Genomic DNA, 12,833 nt, shown 5'->3' on the forward strand with positions numbered 1-12,833 from the left:
CGACGTTTCGTCGCGGGGGACTGCCCCCTGCTCGCAGAGGGGTGGTCATGATGCGCGCGATCTGGAAGGGCGCCGTCGCGTTCGGCTTGGTCAACGTCCCGGTCAAGCTCTACGCCGCGACGGGGGAGCACGAGGTGCCGCTGCACCAGGTGCACAAGAAGGACGGTGGCCGGATCCGCTACCGCAAGGTCTGCAGCATCGAGGACGAGCCGGTCGAGTACTCCGAGATCGCCAAGGGCTACGAGACCGACGACGGCCAGCTCGTCGTGCTGACCGACGAGGACCTCAGCCAGCTGCCGCTGGCCACCGAGCGCGAGATCGAGGTCATCGAGTTCGTCCCGTCCGACCAGGTCGACCCGATCCTGCTGGCCAAGACCTACTACCTGGAGCCCGACCGGACCGCGGCGAAGCCGTACGCCCTGCTCCGCGAGGCGCTGACCAGCACCGACCGGATGGCGGTCGTCAAGGTCGCGCTGCGCCAGCGCGAGTCCATGGCCGTGCTGCGGGTGCGCGACGACGTCATCTGCCTGCAGACGCTGCTCTGGCCGGACGAGGTGCGCGAGGCGGACTTCCCGATCCTCGACCAGGACGTCACGGTCCGGCCGCAGGAGCTGGCGATGGCGTCGTCCCTGGTCGAGTCCCTGGCCGGCGACTTCGACCCGTCGTCGTTCGAGGACCGGTACCGGGCCGCGCTCGAGCAGGTCATCGAGGCCAAGGTGTCGTCCGGGCGCACGCAGTCCGTGCCGCAGCCCGAGGAGGTCGGCGAGGGCGGCGCCCAGACCGGCGAGGTCGTCGACCTGCTGGCGGCGCTGCAGCGCAGCGTCGAGAAGGCCCGGGGCGGCGCGGGCAAGGCCGCCGCCGCGGACGCCCCGGCGGACGAGGACGCCGAGCAGGCCACGGGGACCTCCGGGCGGAAGGCGTCAGGGACCAAGGCGCCGGCCCCCCGGTCCCGGGCGAAGACGGGCGACGACGCGGACGAGGCGCCGAAGAAGCGCGCCGGCACCCGGTCGAAGGCCGCGAAGAAGGACGAGCCCGAGCCGGAGGAGGCCGCGGACGCCAAGCCCGCGCGCACCCGCCGCAAGCGGGCGTCCTGACGCGTGGCGGGGCACGGCGGCGCCGGCGGGCCGGCGCAGGTGCACGACGAGGTGCTCGGTGCGCTCCGGCGTGCCGCGTTCCTGCTGGAGCGGGGCGGGGCCACCTCGTACCGCGCGGACGCGTTCCGGGCCGCGGTGCGGGCGCTGGAGCGGCTCGACCCGGCCGAGCTCGGCGCCCGGCTGCGGGCCGGGACGCTGACCGACCTGCCGGGGGTGGGCGCGCGCACCGCGGAGGTGGCGGCGGCCGCGGCCGCCGGCGGGCCCGTGCCCTACCTGGTGGACCTGGAGGCGCGGTACCCCGCGGCGGAGGCGACCGGTCCCGGTGCGGAGCTCCGGGCCGCGCTGCGCGGCGACCTGCACGCGCACACCGAAGCCAGCGACGGGTCGACCACGATCCAGGAGATGGTGCTGGCCGCGATGGAGCTCGGCCACGAGTACCTCGCGATCACGGACCACTCGCCGCGGCTCACCGTCGCGAACGGGCTGTCGGCGGCGCGGCTGCGGGCGCAGCTGGACCAGGTCGAGGCGCTGAACCGGGCCGTCGCCCCGTTCCGGGTGCTCACCGGCATCGAGGTCGACATCCTGGACGACGGCACGCTGGACCAGGAGCCGGAGCTGCTGGACCGGCTCGACGTCGTGGTGGGCTCGGTGCACTCCAAGCTGCGGATGGACGCGGCGTCGATGACCCGCCGCATGCGCGCGGCCGTCGCGAACCCGCGGCTCGACGTGCTGGGGCACTGCACCGGCCGGCAGCTCACCGGGAAGCGGCAGCGGCCGCAGAGCGAGTTCGACGCCGCCGCCGTGTTCGCCGACTGCGCGGAGCACGGGGTCGCCGTCGAGGTCAACTGCCGTCCCGACCGGCTGGACCCGCCGCACGCCCTGCTCGACGTCGCCGTGCCGGCCGGGTGCCTGTTCACCGTCGACACCGACGCCCACGCGCCCGGCCAGCTGTCGTGGCAGCCCGTCGGCTGCGACCGCGCCGCCGCGCACGGGATCGGCCCCGACCGGGTGCTCGACGCGTGGCCGCTGGACCGTCTGCTCGGCCACCTCGGGGACCGCCGGGTCGGTGCCTGAGCGACACACCGGGCGCGTGATGTTGCGGGAAGCGCCCTGCCAGCCGTTATGGTCGTCCGCGTCGGTCGCCGGATGCTGACGCCCCGCCACGGGGCGCCGCGCGGCCCGCACCCCCAGTTCGATCCACAAGGAGCACATCCGTGAGCGTGAACCGCACCGAGCTCGTCCAGGCCATCGCCGCCAAGGCCGGGCTCACCAACACCGCTGCCGACTCGGCCCTCAAGGCCTTCCAGGAGGTCCTGGTCGAGCAGCTCAGCGCCGGCGAGAGCGTGACCATCCCGGGTCTGCTCGCGGTGTCCCGTGCCGACCGTGCCGCGCGCACCGGCATCAACCCGCAGACCGGCGAGAAGCTGGACATCCCGGCCGGCTTCCGCGTGAAGCTGACCGCGGGCTCGGCCCTCAAGCGCGCCGTCGCCGCCAACTGAGCGCACCCGCTCACGCAGCACCTCCGCGAGCCGGGGACCCGCACGGGCCCCCGGCTCGCGGCGTGCCCGGGACTTCGACGGGGGCCGCGCGCGTTGAGTACGATGATCAGTCGCGTCTGCACCCGGGACGCGCACCGGAGGGAGCACGCACGATGGCCGTCACCCGCACCACGAAGCAGCGCACCGAGATCCTCGGGCTGCTCGACGACCTCGACGAGTTCCGCAGCGCCCAGCAGCTGCACGACCTGCTGAAGGGCCGCGGGTCCACCACCGGGCTGGCGACCGTCTACCGCGCCGTGCAGACGCTCGCCGACGCCGGCGAGGTCGACGTGCTGCGCTCGCCCGAGGGCGAGGCCGTGTACCGGCGCTGCGTGCAGCGCGGGCACCACCACCACCTGGTCTGCCGGTACTGCGGCAAGGCCGTCGAGATCGACGGGCCCGGCGCCGAGGCGTGGGCGACCCAGGTGGCCGCCGCCCACGACTTCGCCGACGTCGAGCACACCATCGAGCTGGTCGGCACCTGCGCGGAGTGCCGCGCCGCCCGCGCCCGCTGACGCAGAGCACCCTCGCCGATCAGGCAGGATGGACGGGTGGACACGCTGCACGACCCCGCCCGGCACGACTTCGCCTCCGACAACTACGCCGGGGTGCACCCCGAGGTCCTCGCGGCCCTCGCCGCCGCCAACGACGGCCACGTCCCGGGGTACGGCGCCGACCCCTACACCGAGCACCTGCAGGACGTGCTCCGCGGCCACTTCGGCCCGGACGCCACCGCGTACCCGGTGTTCAACGGCACCGGCGCGAACGTCGTCGCCCTGCAGACGATGCTCCCGCGCTGGGGCGCGGTCATCTGCGCCGAGACCGCGCACATCAACACGGACGAGAACGCGGCGCCCGAGCGCGTCGGCGGCATCAAGCTGCTCACCGTCCCGACCCCCGACGGCAAGCTCACCCCCGAGCTCGTCGACCGGCACGCCCACGGCTTCGGGGACCAGCACCGCGCCCAGCCCGGGGTGGTGTCCATCACCCAGGCCACCGAGCTCGGCACCGTCTACACGCCGGACGAGATCCGCGCGCTCACCGAGCACGCCCACGGCCTCGGGCTGCGCGTGCACCTGGACGGCTCCCGGCTGGTCAACGCCGCCGCGGGCCTGGACGTGCCCATGCGCGCCCTGACCACCGACGTCGGCGTCGACGTGGTCTCGCTCGGCGGCACCAAGAACGGCATCCTGTTCGGCGAGGCCGTCCTGGAGCTGACGCCCGGGTCCACGCCCGGCATCGCGTTCCAGCGCAAGGTCGACATGCAGCTCGCCTCGAAGATGCGGTTCGTCTCGGCCCAGCTGATCGCCCTGTTCGAGGGCGACCTCTGGCTGCGCTCGGCGCGGCACGCCAACGCGATGGCCGCCCGGCTGCGCGCCGGGGTCGAGGCCGTGCCCGGCATCCGGATCAGCCAGCCGACCCAGGCGAACGCCGTGTTCGCCGCGCTGCCCCCGGGCGTCGCCGACGCGCTGCGCGAGGTCCGCCGGTTCTACGACTGGAACCGGGCCACCGGCGAGGTCCGGTGGATGTGCGCCTTCGACACCACCGAGGCCGACGTCGACGCCTTCGTCGCCGCCGTCCGCGACACGGTCGCCCCCGCCGCCTGACCCCCGCCTGACCCCGGACGCCGGCCCGGCCCGGCGCCGCGGCCCGCGCGGCCCCGTCGACGGCGAGCGCCGCGTCGACGGGGCCGAGGAGAGCCGTGCCGCGGGGAGCCGTGCCGCGGGGAGCCGTGCCGCGGGGAGCCGTGCCGCGGGGAGCCGTGCCGCGGGGAGCCGTGGCCGCCGAGATAGGGCGTCCCCGTCGAGATAGGGCCTGCGCAGGCCCTATCCCGACGCGCGGGCCCTATCTCGACGCGCGGGCCCTCTCTCGACGGGCGCACCTCGGCCCGGCCGCTCCGACTCGGGGCGGGGACGGCGGAGGCCCGGCACCCTCGTGGGTGCCGGGCCTCGTGCGCCGACGGGTCAGCGCGGGGTGCTCGTGCGGCGCGGGCGCGCGTCGCGGCTGCCGAAGTCGCGGCCGCCGTCGCGGGAGCCGTAGCCCTCGCGGGAGCCGTGGCCCTCGCGGGAGCCGTAGCCGCCGGAGCGCGGGGCGGCACCCTGCGGGCCGTGGTGCGACGGGCCGCGGGAGCCGGCGCGCTCGGGGCGCGGGGCGCCGGTGCGGGGGCCGGGGCCCTCGTCGACGCGGATGCGCAGCGGGCGGCCGGCGACGCGGGCGCGGCCGATGCGGTCGATCGCCTCGGGGCTGAGGCCCGCGGGGATCTCGACGAGCGAGAAGGTCGTGAAGATGTCGATCTTCCCGAGGTCCTTGCCCGTCAGGCCGCCCTCGTTGGTCAGCGCGCCGACGATCGCGCCGGGCTGCACGTTGTCCTGCGAGCCGACGGACAGGCGGTAGCGCGGGCCGCCGCTGCTCGGGCGGGCGGCACGCGACCGGCCACCCTCGGAGCCCTCGCGGCGCGGGCCGCGCTCCGGCGCCAGGTTGGCGCGGGACAGGGCGTCGTCCAGGTCGTCGCCCTCGGCCGGGCGGGGCGCGGGGCCCTCGTCGCCGACGGCCAGCGCGGCCAGGACGGCCACCAGGTCGGAGGCGTCGACGTCGGGGTGCGCGGCGAGGAACTCGGCGGCGGCGGTCCGGTACAGGTCCAGGCGGCCGAGCTCGAGGCGGGCGGGCACCCGGCCGAGCAGCGACGTCACGCGGTGCGCGGAGACGTCGGCCGGCGACGGGATCTGGATGGCCTCGAGCTGCTGGCGGGTGGTGCGCTCGATCGCGCGCAGCTTGCCCTGCTCGTTCGGGGTGACGAACGTCAGAGCCTCGCCGGTGCGGCCCGCGCGGCCGGTGCGGCCGATGCGGTGCACGTACGCCTCGGGCTCGCCCGGGACGTCGAAGTTGACGACCAGGCCGATGCGGTCGATGTCCAGGCCGCGGGCCGCGACGTCCGTGGCGACCAGCACGTTGATCGCGCCGGAGCGGACGCGCTCGACGATCTTCTCGCGGTCGCCCTGCGCCACGTCGCCCGAGATGTAGGCGGCGGCGACGCCGCGCTCGACGAGCGAGACGGCGACGTCCTCGGCGGCGCTGCGGGTGCGGACGAACACGATGGCGGCGTCGGCGTCGGACACCGCGAGGACGCGGGCCAGGGCCCCGGCCTTGTGGCGGAACGGCACGACCGCGTAGGTCTGCCGGACACTGGTCACGGTGGACGACTGCCGGGACACGGTGATCTCGACCGGGTCGGTGAGGTGCTTCGCGGCGACGCGGCGGATGGCCGGCGGCATGGTCGCGGAGAACAGCGCGACCTGCTTGCTGTCCGGCGTCGCGGACGCGATGCGGTCGACGTCGTCGACGAAGCCCATGCGGAGCATCTCGTCGGCCTCGTCGAGGGCGAGGAACCGCACGGCGTCGAGCTTCAGGCTGCCGCGGTCCAGGTGGTCGATGATCCGGCCGGGGGTGCCGACGACGACCTGCGCACCGGCGCGGAGCGCGCGCTGCTGCGGCTGGTAGGGGGAGCCGCCGTAGACCGGCACGACCTGCAGGCCGGGCATCTGCGAGGCGAACGACTCGAGCGCCTCGGCGACCTGCATGGCGAGCTCGCGGGTCGGGGCCAGCACGATCGCCTGGACCTCACGCAGCTCGGGGTCGACCGCGGCGAGCAGCGGCAGGCCGAACGCGGCCGTCTTGCCGGTACCGGTCTGCGCGACGCCGGTGATGTCGCGGCCCGCCAGCAGGGCGGGGATCGCCTCGGCCTGGATGGCGGTGGGGGTGGTGAAGCCGAGACCCAGGACGGCCTCGCGCAGCGGCGCGGGCAGGTCCAGGTCGGCGAAGGTGGTGGCGTTCTCGGGCAGGGCAGGGTCGAGCACAGACGTCATGGAAGACAGCACCGTTTCGTGTCGCTGGGGGGAGCTGCTGGGCCGCACCGGATCGGTCGGCCACGCGGTCGCACTCCCACACCCACACATCACGAGGCCGCACCGTCGAACGGGGTGGGGCCTCGGCACGCACATCACGGGACACTGCGACGAACTCCGAGTGGGACCAGCCTACCTGCCGCGGCCCGAGCATGCGGGGGAGCGCGACGGTGACCTCGGGCACACGGCCGCGTCGGCGGCGGCGGCGCGGCTCAGCCCAGTCCGAGCCGCCGGCCCTCGATGGCCGGGCAGGTGTCCATGACGACGTCGAGCCCGGCGGCGGACGCCCGGGCCGCGGCCGCCTCGTCCACGACCCCCAGCTGCAGCCAGACCGCCCCTGCGCCCGCGGCGATCGCCTGGTCGACGACGTCCCCGGCGAGGGCGGAGTTCACGAACACGTCGACGACGTCGACCGGGCCGTCCACCTCGTCGACCCGGCGGACCCCGGGGGAGCCGTGCACCGTCTCGGCCCGCGGGTGCACGGGGACGACGCGCTGCCCGAGGTCCTGCAGGTACGCCGCGACGCCGTAGGCGGCCCGCGCCCGGTTGGTCGACAGGCCGACCACGGCCCAGGTGCCCGGCGTGCCGAGCAGGCGGCGGATCACGGCGGGGTCGTTGACGTGGGCCATGCAGGTCAGCGAACCACAGCACCCGGGCGTCCGCCCGGGTCGGGCAGGGGAAAACGTGCTCCGGGGCCACCCGCGGGGTGCGTAGGATGTGTGCTTCATCAGGTCGGACGAACCAGGAGTGCTGTGGCAGAGCGGGACGTGGTGAGCGACCGCGTCCTCACCGTGCCGAACGTCATCAGCCTGGTCCGGCTGCTGATGGTCCCGGTGTTCGCCGTCCTCATCGCCCAGGGCCACGACGGCTGGGCGATCCTCGTCCTCGCGGTGTCCGGGGCCAGCGACTGGCTGGACGGCGTGCTGGCGCGCCGGCTGCACCAGGTGTCCCGGCTCGGGCAGGTCCTCGACCCCGCGGCGGACCGGCTGTTCATCCTGGTCACGCTGCTCGGGCTCGCCGCGCGCGGCGTCGTCCCGTGGTGGCTGGTCGTGGTGCTGGTGTCCCGCGAGGTCATGCTGCTGGTGATGCTCGTCGTCCTGGCGCGGCACGGCTACGGCCCGCTGCAGGTGCACCTCGCCGGCAAGGCGGGGACGTTCGCCCTGCTGTACGCGTTCCCGCTGCTGCTGCTCGCGCACTGGGGCGGCATCGTCGGCGACGCCGCCTCCGTGCTGGGCTGGGCCTGCGCGTGGTGGGGCGTGGCGCTGTACTGGTTCGCCGGCGTCCTCTACGTCCGGCAGGCCTGGGTGCTGCTCGGGCGCCGCGGCGGTGCCGAGGCGGAGACCCGCACGGTGGCCGTGTGACGACGCCGGCACCCCGCCGGCCGGACGCCTCGATGTCGTTGCTGACCGAGGTGACGACCCACCCCCTGGACCCGGAGTACCGGGACGCCGCGGAGCGTCGTGCGCGCGCCGGCGGGCGGCGCCGGCGGTTCGGCCCGGGCACCGCCGCGGTCGCCCTGCTCGCCGTGGTGCTCGGGGTGGGCGTGACCTGGTCCGTGCTGGCCCTGCGCGCGCCGCAGCCGTCCGCGATCGCCGCCCGTGAGGTGCTGGCCGGGCAGATCACGGAGCGCAGCGGCGAGGTCGAGCGGCTGCGCGACCGCAGCACGGAGCTGTCCGACGAGATCGCCGCGATGCAGGAGGCGGCGCTCGGGGCCGCCGACTCGCCGCTGGTGGAGCAGCTCGCCGCCGACTCGGTGGCGTCGGGTGCGACCGCCGTCACCGGCGAGGGGCTGAGCATCTCGCTGCGGGACGCCGAGCAGGTGACCGGCCAGGACGCCGACCCCGACGCCCGGGTGCGCGACTCCGACCTGCAGCTGGTCGTGAACGGGCTCTGGGCGTCCGGCGCCGAGGCCATCGCCGTCAACGACGAGCGGCTCGCCCCGACCACCGCGATCCGGACCGCGGGCGACGCGATCCTGGTCGACGTGGTCCCGCTGGTGGGGCCGTACGTGATCGAGGCGATCGGCGACCCGCAGGGCATGCAGACCGCGCTCACCCGGACCTCGGGCGGCCGGCTGCTGGCGGTGCTGCAGTCGACCTACGGCATCCCGACGCAGGTCTCGGCGCAGCGCGAGCTGGAGCTGCCGGCGGCCGGCACGGTGACGCTGCGCTCGGCCCGGGTGCCCGACGGGGTGGCGGTCGTGCCGGGGCTGACGGGGTCGAGCCCGACCGGGGCGGCGGCGCCGCCGTCGGGCACACTGTCCGGAGGGTCGGACGACAGCGAGGGGGACCTGTGATCGCGGTGATCGGGCTGCTGGTGGGGGTCGTGGCCGGCCTGGTGCTGGAGCCGACCGTGCCGGCGGCGCTGCAGCCGTACCTGCCGATCGCGGTGGTGGCGGCGCTCGACGCGCTGTTCGGCGGTCTGCGGGCCGTGCTGGACGGGCTGTTCGACGACCGGGTGTTCCTGGTGTCGTTCCTGTCCAACGTCGTGGTCGCCGCGCTGATCGTGTTCCTGGGCGACCAGCTGGGCGTGGGGTCGCAGCTGTCCACCGGCGTGGTCGTGGTGCTGGGCATCCGGATCTTCTCCAACGTCGCCGCGATCCGACGGCACCTGTTCAAGGCGTGACCCGATGAGCGACACCGACCCGCAGCCGGGCCCGGCGGCACCGCCGGCGCCCCGGCCGCAGCCCGTCGTCGGCTGGCGCGCGCTGGGCCGCGCGCTCCGGCCGCGGCTGACCCGCGCCCAGGTGCTCACCGGCGTGCTGTGCGTGCTGCTCGGCTTCGCGATCGCCGTGCAGGTGCGGCAGACGGACACCTCGAGCCTCACGGTCATGCGCGAGTCGGAGCTGGTGTCCCTGCTGGACCAGACGACGCGGCAGGCGGACGAGCTGCAGGACCAGGTCTCCGAGCTCGAGCGCACCCACCAGGAGCTGCAGTCCGGCACCACCAGCCGGGAGGCGGCGCTCGAGGCCGCCACCCGCAGCGCGGCGGCGCAGGGCATCCTGTCCGGCCGGCTGCCCGCGGTGGGGCCCGGCGTCACGGTGTCGGTCGGCGACCCGTCGCGGTCGGTCTCCGCGCTCACGCTGCTGAACCTGCTCGAGGAGCTGCGCAACGCCGGCGCCGAGGCCGTCCAGCTGAACGACCAGCGCCTGACCGCGTCGTCCTACGTGCTCGGCACGGACGACGGCATCGAGGTGGACGGCGCCCTGGTCGCGCCCCCGTACCGCTGGGTCGCGATCGGCGAGCCGGAGACGATCGCCACCGCCCTGGCGATCCCCGGCGGCGCGCTCGCCAAGGTGCAGATCGACGGGGGCACGGCGACCGTGCAGACGCAGGACGAGGTCGAGGTCACGGCCACCCGGGTGGTGCCGGACCCGCAGTTCGCGACCCCGCAGACCTCCGGCGAGGGCTGATCGCGACGCGCCCACCCGATCGCGGGGTGTGCTCAGGTCCGTCCGGGCGCATAGGCTGTCGAGGACCCCGGTGCAGGTCGGGGCCGTGCACGAGCAGGTCTGGGAGGGTGTCATGAGCGACGAGCAGCAGGTGCCGGGGGGCGAGCAGCGCCCGACGGCGCCCGACGGGGCGACGACGCCCGCGGCACCCGACACCACCATCAGCTTCGGCTCGCTGGGCGCCATCGAGAACGAGCCGGCCGGTCCCGTCGGCCTCACCGCGGAGCAGGCGGCGGCCGTGCAGGCCCTGCCGCGCACCTCGGCCCTGCTCGTCATGCAGCGCGGTCCGAGCTCCGGGGCGCGGTTCCTGCTGGACGCCGAGCGCACCGTCGCGGGCCGCAGCCCGAAGGCCGACATCTTCCTGGACGACGTCACGGTGTCCCGCAAGCACGCCGAGTTCGTGCGCGAGCTCGACGACTTCGTCGTGCGCGACGTCGGTTCGCTCAACGGCACCTACGTGAACCGCGAGCGGATCGACTCCGCCGTGCTGCGGCCGGGGGACGAGGTGCAGATCGGCAAATTCCGGATGACCTTCCACCCGAGCCCCGCCCTGCGACCGGGCGGCCGGCCGGCCGACCCCGCGCAGTGAGCGCGGCTCGCCCCGCACGCCGCACGGACGCCGAGCCCGCCGAGGGCGCCGAGGACGCAGCCGGGCAGGCGCGCCCCGACGCGGCGGCCACCGGTGCCGAGGAGCCCGCCCGCTGGCCCCGGGGCATCTCCCGCCGGGCGACCATGCGGATCTCCGACGTGCTCGCCGCGCTGCGGATCGAGTTCCCCGCCGTGACCAACTCCAAGCTGCGGTTCCTCGAGGAGCAGGGCCTGGTCGACCCCGTGCGCACGCCCGCGGGATACCGGCAGTACAGCCCCGCGGACCTGGAGCGGCTGCGGTTCGTGCTGCGCGAGCAGCGGGACCGGTACGTGCCGCTCAAGGTCATCGGCGAGCGGCTGGCCGAGCTGGACGCCGGCGTGGACGCCGAGCAGACCTCGCCGGCGCTGATCGTGACGGAGGACGGCGTGCCGCGCTCGGGCGCCGTCGACGCGCGGTACACCACGGCCGCGCTGGCGCGGGAGGCCGCGGTCGACGAGCAGCTCGTCGCGGACCTGGTGCAGGCCGGCGTGCTGCGCCCGTCCGCGTCCGGGCACCTGGACGCGTGGGCCAAGGACGTCGTCGTGGCGGCGGCCGCCCTCGCCGAGCACGGTCTGGAGCCGCGGCACCTGCGGGCGTTCCGCAGCGCGGCCGACCGGCAGATCGACGTGGTGGAGACCGTCGTCGCCCCGTGGCGGGGCCAGACCTCGCCGTCGGCCCGCGGTCGCGCGAGCACCGTCGCCGCCGAGGTCGGCGAGCTGTGCACCCGGCTGCACACGGCGCTGGTGCGCGCCGGTGTGGCCGACCTCGCGCCCTGAGGCCCGGGGCGCGCCGGCCGGTGGACGTCGCCCGGTGCGCGGACCGACCCGGCGTCGTAGCGTGGGCCGTATGCACGAGGACGACCTGGTCCAGCTCGAGGTGCTCGGCGTGCGTCGCCACCCGGGTGACGACGAGCTCGTCGTGCTGCTCCTGGAGCCCGTGGGGGAGCTGATCGTGCCGATCGCCATCGGCGCGACCGAGGCCGGCGCCATCGCGACGGCGCAGGCGGGCATCGTCCCGCCGCGGCCCATGACGCACGACCTGCTGCGCGACGTGCTGCTCGCGCTCGGCGTCCGGGTGCGGCAGGTCGAGATCACCGAGCTGGTAGGCGGCGTGTTCCACGCCGCGGTCGTGCTGGGGGAGCAGGGGCTGCGGGTCGACGCCCGCGCGTCCGACGCGATCGCGCTGGCGGTGCGGGTCGGGTGCCCGGTGCTGTGCGCGACCGACGTGCTGGCCGAGGTGGGCGTCGAGGCGTCGCCGGTGTCGGCCGAGGACGCCGACGAGCCGAGCCGCACGCCGGAGGAGCAGGTGGCGCAGTTCCGGGAGTTCCTGGACCACGTGCAGCCGGACGACTTCGAGCAGGGCGGCCCCCCGGAGCCGGAGCGAGGTTCAACCTCAGGTGGAGGGTAAGACACGCCGTGCGCGACACGCCGGGACGCCTGGGCGCGGCGGTCGTTGACCGCCCCCCTCGCCGGGCCTAGCGTTGCCCCCAGAACAGCACGAGCCGCGACGCCTCCCGGCGGGACGGACGCGACGAGTGGAGGACCCCGTGACCGGCACCGAGCAGGCAGCAGACGCTGCCGGAGGCGTCCCGCAGCGCGCCCAGGGCCTGCTGTTCGGCGACGACCTGCCGGACCTGGACGTCACCACCGGCTACCGCGGGCCGACCGCGTGCCGCGCGGCGGGCATCACGTACCGCCAGCTCGACTACTGGGCCCGCACCGGGCTGGTCGAGGCCTCGGTGCGCCCGGCCACCGGCTCGGGCACGCAGCGCCTGTACTCCTTCCGCGACATCCTCGTGCTCAAGGTCGTCAAGCGCCTGCTCGACACCGGCGTCTCGCTGCAGCAGATCCGCGCCGCCGTCGGCCACCTGCGCGAGCGCGGCGTCGACGACCTCGCGCAGATCACGCTGATGTCGGACGGCGCGAGCGTGTACGAGTGCACCTCCGCCGACGAGGTCATCGACCTGGTCCAGGGCGGTCAGGGCGTGTTCGGCATCGCTGTCGGCCGGGTCTGGCGCGAGGTCGAGGGCACCCTGGCCGAGATGCCGACCGAGCGCGCCGAGGACGACACCCCCGCGTCGCACGAGCACGACGAGCTCGCCGAGCGGCGCCGCGCCCGCAACGCCGGCTGACCACCTGCGCCTCGGCGGACGGCCCGGACCCACCACGGGTCCGGGCCGTCCGTCGTCGTCGGCCGGTGCCGTGCCCGCGTCGCGGCGGC

Annotated in this window: 15 protein-coding genes; 13 read left to right on the top strand and 2 right to left on the bottom strand. The window is 75.6% G+C overall.

Annotated elements, in window-relative coordinates:
* Positions 1–50 precede the first annotated feature (50 nt).
* The 5 genes from ku to AC1050_RS01625 all read left to right on the top strand — a co-directional run bounded on the left by ku (position 51) and on the right by AC1050_RS01625 (position 4,239).
* Positions 51–1,094, top strand: coding sequence for a non-homologous end joining protein Ku (ku, locus tag AC1050_RS01605; RefSeq protein WP_482387219.1), 1,044 nt, complete (start codon positions 51–53; stop codon positions 1,092–1,094).
* A 3-nt stretch (positions 1,095–1,097) separates the two neighbouring features.
* A complete protein-coding gene (locus AC1050_RS01610; protein WP_482385631.1) occupies positions 1,098–2,168 on the top strand; it encodes a PHP domain-containing protein in 1,071 nt (356 codons plus the stop codon).
* A 140-nt stretch (positions 2,169–2,308) separates the two neighbouring features.
* Positions 2,309–2,593 carry an HU family DNA-binding protein gene (locus AC1050_RS01615; RefSeq protein WP_482385632.1) on the top strand — a complete coding sequence of 95 codons (285 nt, stop codon included), beginning with the start codon at positions 2,309–2,311 and terminating at the stop codon, positions 2,591–2,593.
* A gap of 152 nt (positions 2,594–2,745) precedes the next feature.
* Positions 2,746–3,147: a Fur family transcriptional regulator gene (locus tag AC1050_RS01620; protein ID WP_482385633.1), complete on the top strand. Its 402-nt coding sequence runs from the start codon at positions 2,746–2,748 to the stop codon at positions 3,145–3,147.
* 36 nt (positions 3,148–3,183) lie between these two features.
* Complete coding sequence (locus tag AC1050_RS01625) at positions 3,184–4,239, top strand: threonine aldolase family protein (protein ID WP_482385634.1); 1,056 nt, start codon at positions 3,184–3,186, stop codon at positions 4,237–4,239.
* 357 nt (positions 4,240–4,596) lie between these two features.
* Here the strand turns inward: AC1050_RS01625 and AC1050_RS01630 are convergent, their stop codons facing one another.
* Together AC1050_RS01630 and AC1050_RS01635 are read right to left on the bottom strand one after the other, a co-directional pair.
* Entirely contained in the window at positions 4,597–6,495 is a 1,899-nt protein-coding gene (locus AC1050_RS01630) for a DEAD/DEAH box helicase (protein WP_482385635.1), read from the bottom strand.
* A gap of 251 nt (positions 6,496–6,746) precedes the next feature.
* A complete protein-coding gene (locus tag AC1050_RS01635) occupies positions 6,747–7,163 on the bottom strand; it encodes a CoA-binding protein (protein ID WP_482385636.1) in 417 nt (138 codons plus the stop codon).
* Between the two features lie 123 nt (positions 7,164–7,286).
* On the opposite strand from AC1050_RS01635, the gene clsA reads away from it, so the two are divergent.
* The 8 genes from clsA to AC1050_RS01675 all read left to right on the top strand — a co-directional run bounded on the left by clsA (position 7,287) and on the right by AC1050_RS01675 (position 12,744).
* Positions 7,287–7,895: a cardiolipin synthase ClsA gene (clsA, locus tag AC1050_RS01640; RefSeq protein WP_482385637.1), complete on the top strand. Its 609-nt coding sequence runs from the start codon at positions 7,287–7,289 to the stop codon at positions 7,893–7,895.
* A complete protein-coding gene (locus AC1050_RS01645; protein WP_482385638.1) occupies positions 7,892–8,830 on the top strand; it encodes a DUF881 domain-containing protein in 939 nt (312 codons plus the stop codon). The genes clsA and AC1050_RS01645 overlap by 4 nt, the downstream gene beginning before the upstream one ends.
* Positions 8,827–9,159: a small basic family protein gene (locus AC1050_RS01650; protein WP_482385639.1), complete on the top strand. Its 333-nt coding sequence runs from the start codon at positions 8,827–8,829 to the stop codon at positions 9,157–9,159. Before AC1050_RS01645 ends, AC1050_RS01650 begins: the two co-directional genes overlap by 4 nt.
* 4 nt (positions 9,160–9,163) lie before the next feature.
* Positions 9,164–9,946, top strand: coding sequence for a DUF881 domain-containing protein (locus tag AC1050_RS01655; protein WP_482385640.1), 783 nt, complete (start codon positions 9,164–9,166; stop codon positions 9,944–9,946).
* Between the two features lie 112 nt (positions 9,947–10,058).
* A complete protein-coding gene (locus AC1050_RS01660) occupies positions 10,059–10,574 on the top strand; it encodes an FHA domain-containing protein (protein ID WP_482385641.1) in 516 nt (171 codons plus the stop codon).
* Positions 10,571–11,389 (top strand): transcriptional regulator FtsR, encoded by an 819-nt coding sequence (gene ftsR / locus AC1050_RS01665; protein ID WP_482385642.1) that lies wholly within the window; start codon positions 10,571–10,573, stop codon positions 11,387–11,389. Before AC1050_RS01660 ends, ftsR begins: the two co-directional genes overlap by 4 nt.
* Before the next feature lie 70 nt (positions 11,390–11,459).
* A complete protein-coding gene (locus tag AC1050_RS01670; protein WP_482385643.1) occupies positions 11,460–12,020 on the top strand; it encodes a bifunctional nuclease family protein in 561 nt (186 codons plus the stop codon).
* Positions 12,021–12,159: 139 nt separating this feature from the next.
* Entirely contained in the window at positions 12,160–12,744 is a 585-nt protein-coding gene (locus AC1050_RS01675) for a MerR family transcriptional regulator (RefSeq protein ID WP_482385644.1), read from the top strand.
* Positions 12,745–12,833: the final 89 nt, after the last annotated feature.

Source organism: Cellulomonas sp. NEAU-ZC6, assembly GCF_056844425.1.

Bases quoted from the DNA above. Each gene is read 5' to 3' on its own strand.
- ku (WP_482387219.1), top strand. From the start codon at position 51: ATGCGCGCGATCTGGAAGGGCGCCGTCGCGTTCGGCTTGGTCAACGTC.
- AC1050_RS01620 (WP_482385633.1), top strand. From the start codon at position 2,746: ATGGCCGTCACCCGCACCACGAAGCAGCGCACCGAGATCCTCGGGCTG.
- AC1050_RS01630 (WP_482385635.1), bottom strand. From the start codon at position 6,495: ATGACGTCTGTGCTCGACCCTGCCCTGCCCGAGAACGCCACCACCTTC.
- AC1050_RS01635 (WP_482385636.1), bottom strand. From the start codon at position 7,163: ATGGCCCACGTCAACGACCCCGCCGTGATCCGCCGCCTGCTCGGCACG.
- AC1050_RS01655 (WP_482385640.1), top strand. From the start codon at position 9,164: ATGAGCGACACCGACCCGCAGCCGGGCCCGGCGGCACCGCCGGCGCCC.
- AC1050_RS01660 (WP_482385641.1), top strand. From the start codon at position 10,059: ATGAGCGACGAGCAGCAGGTGCCGGGGGGCGAGCAGCGCCCGACGGCG.
- AC1050_RS01670 (WP_482385643.1), top strand. From the start codon at position 11,460: ATGCACGAGGACGACCTGGTCCAGCTCGAGGTGCTCGGCGTGCGTCGC.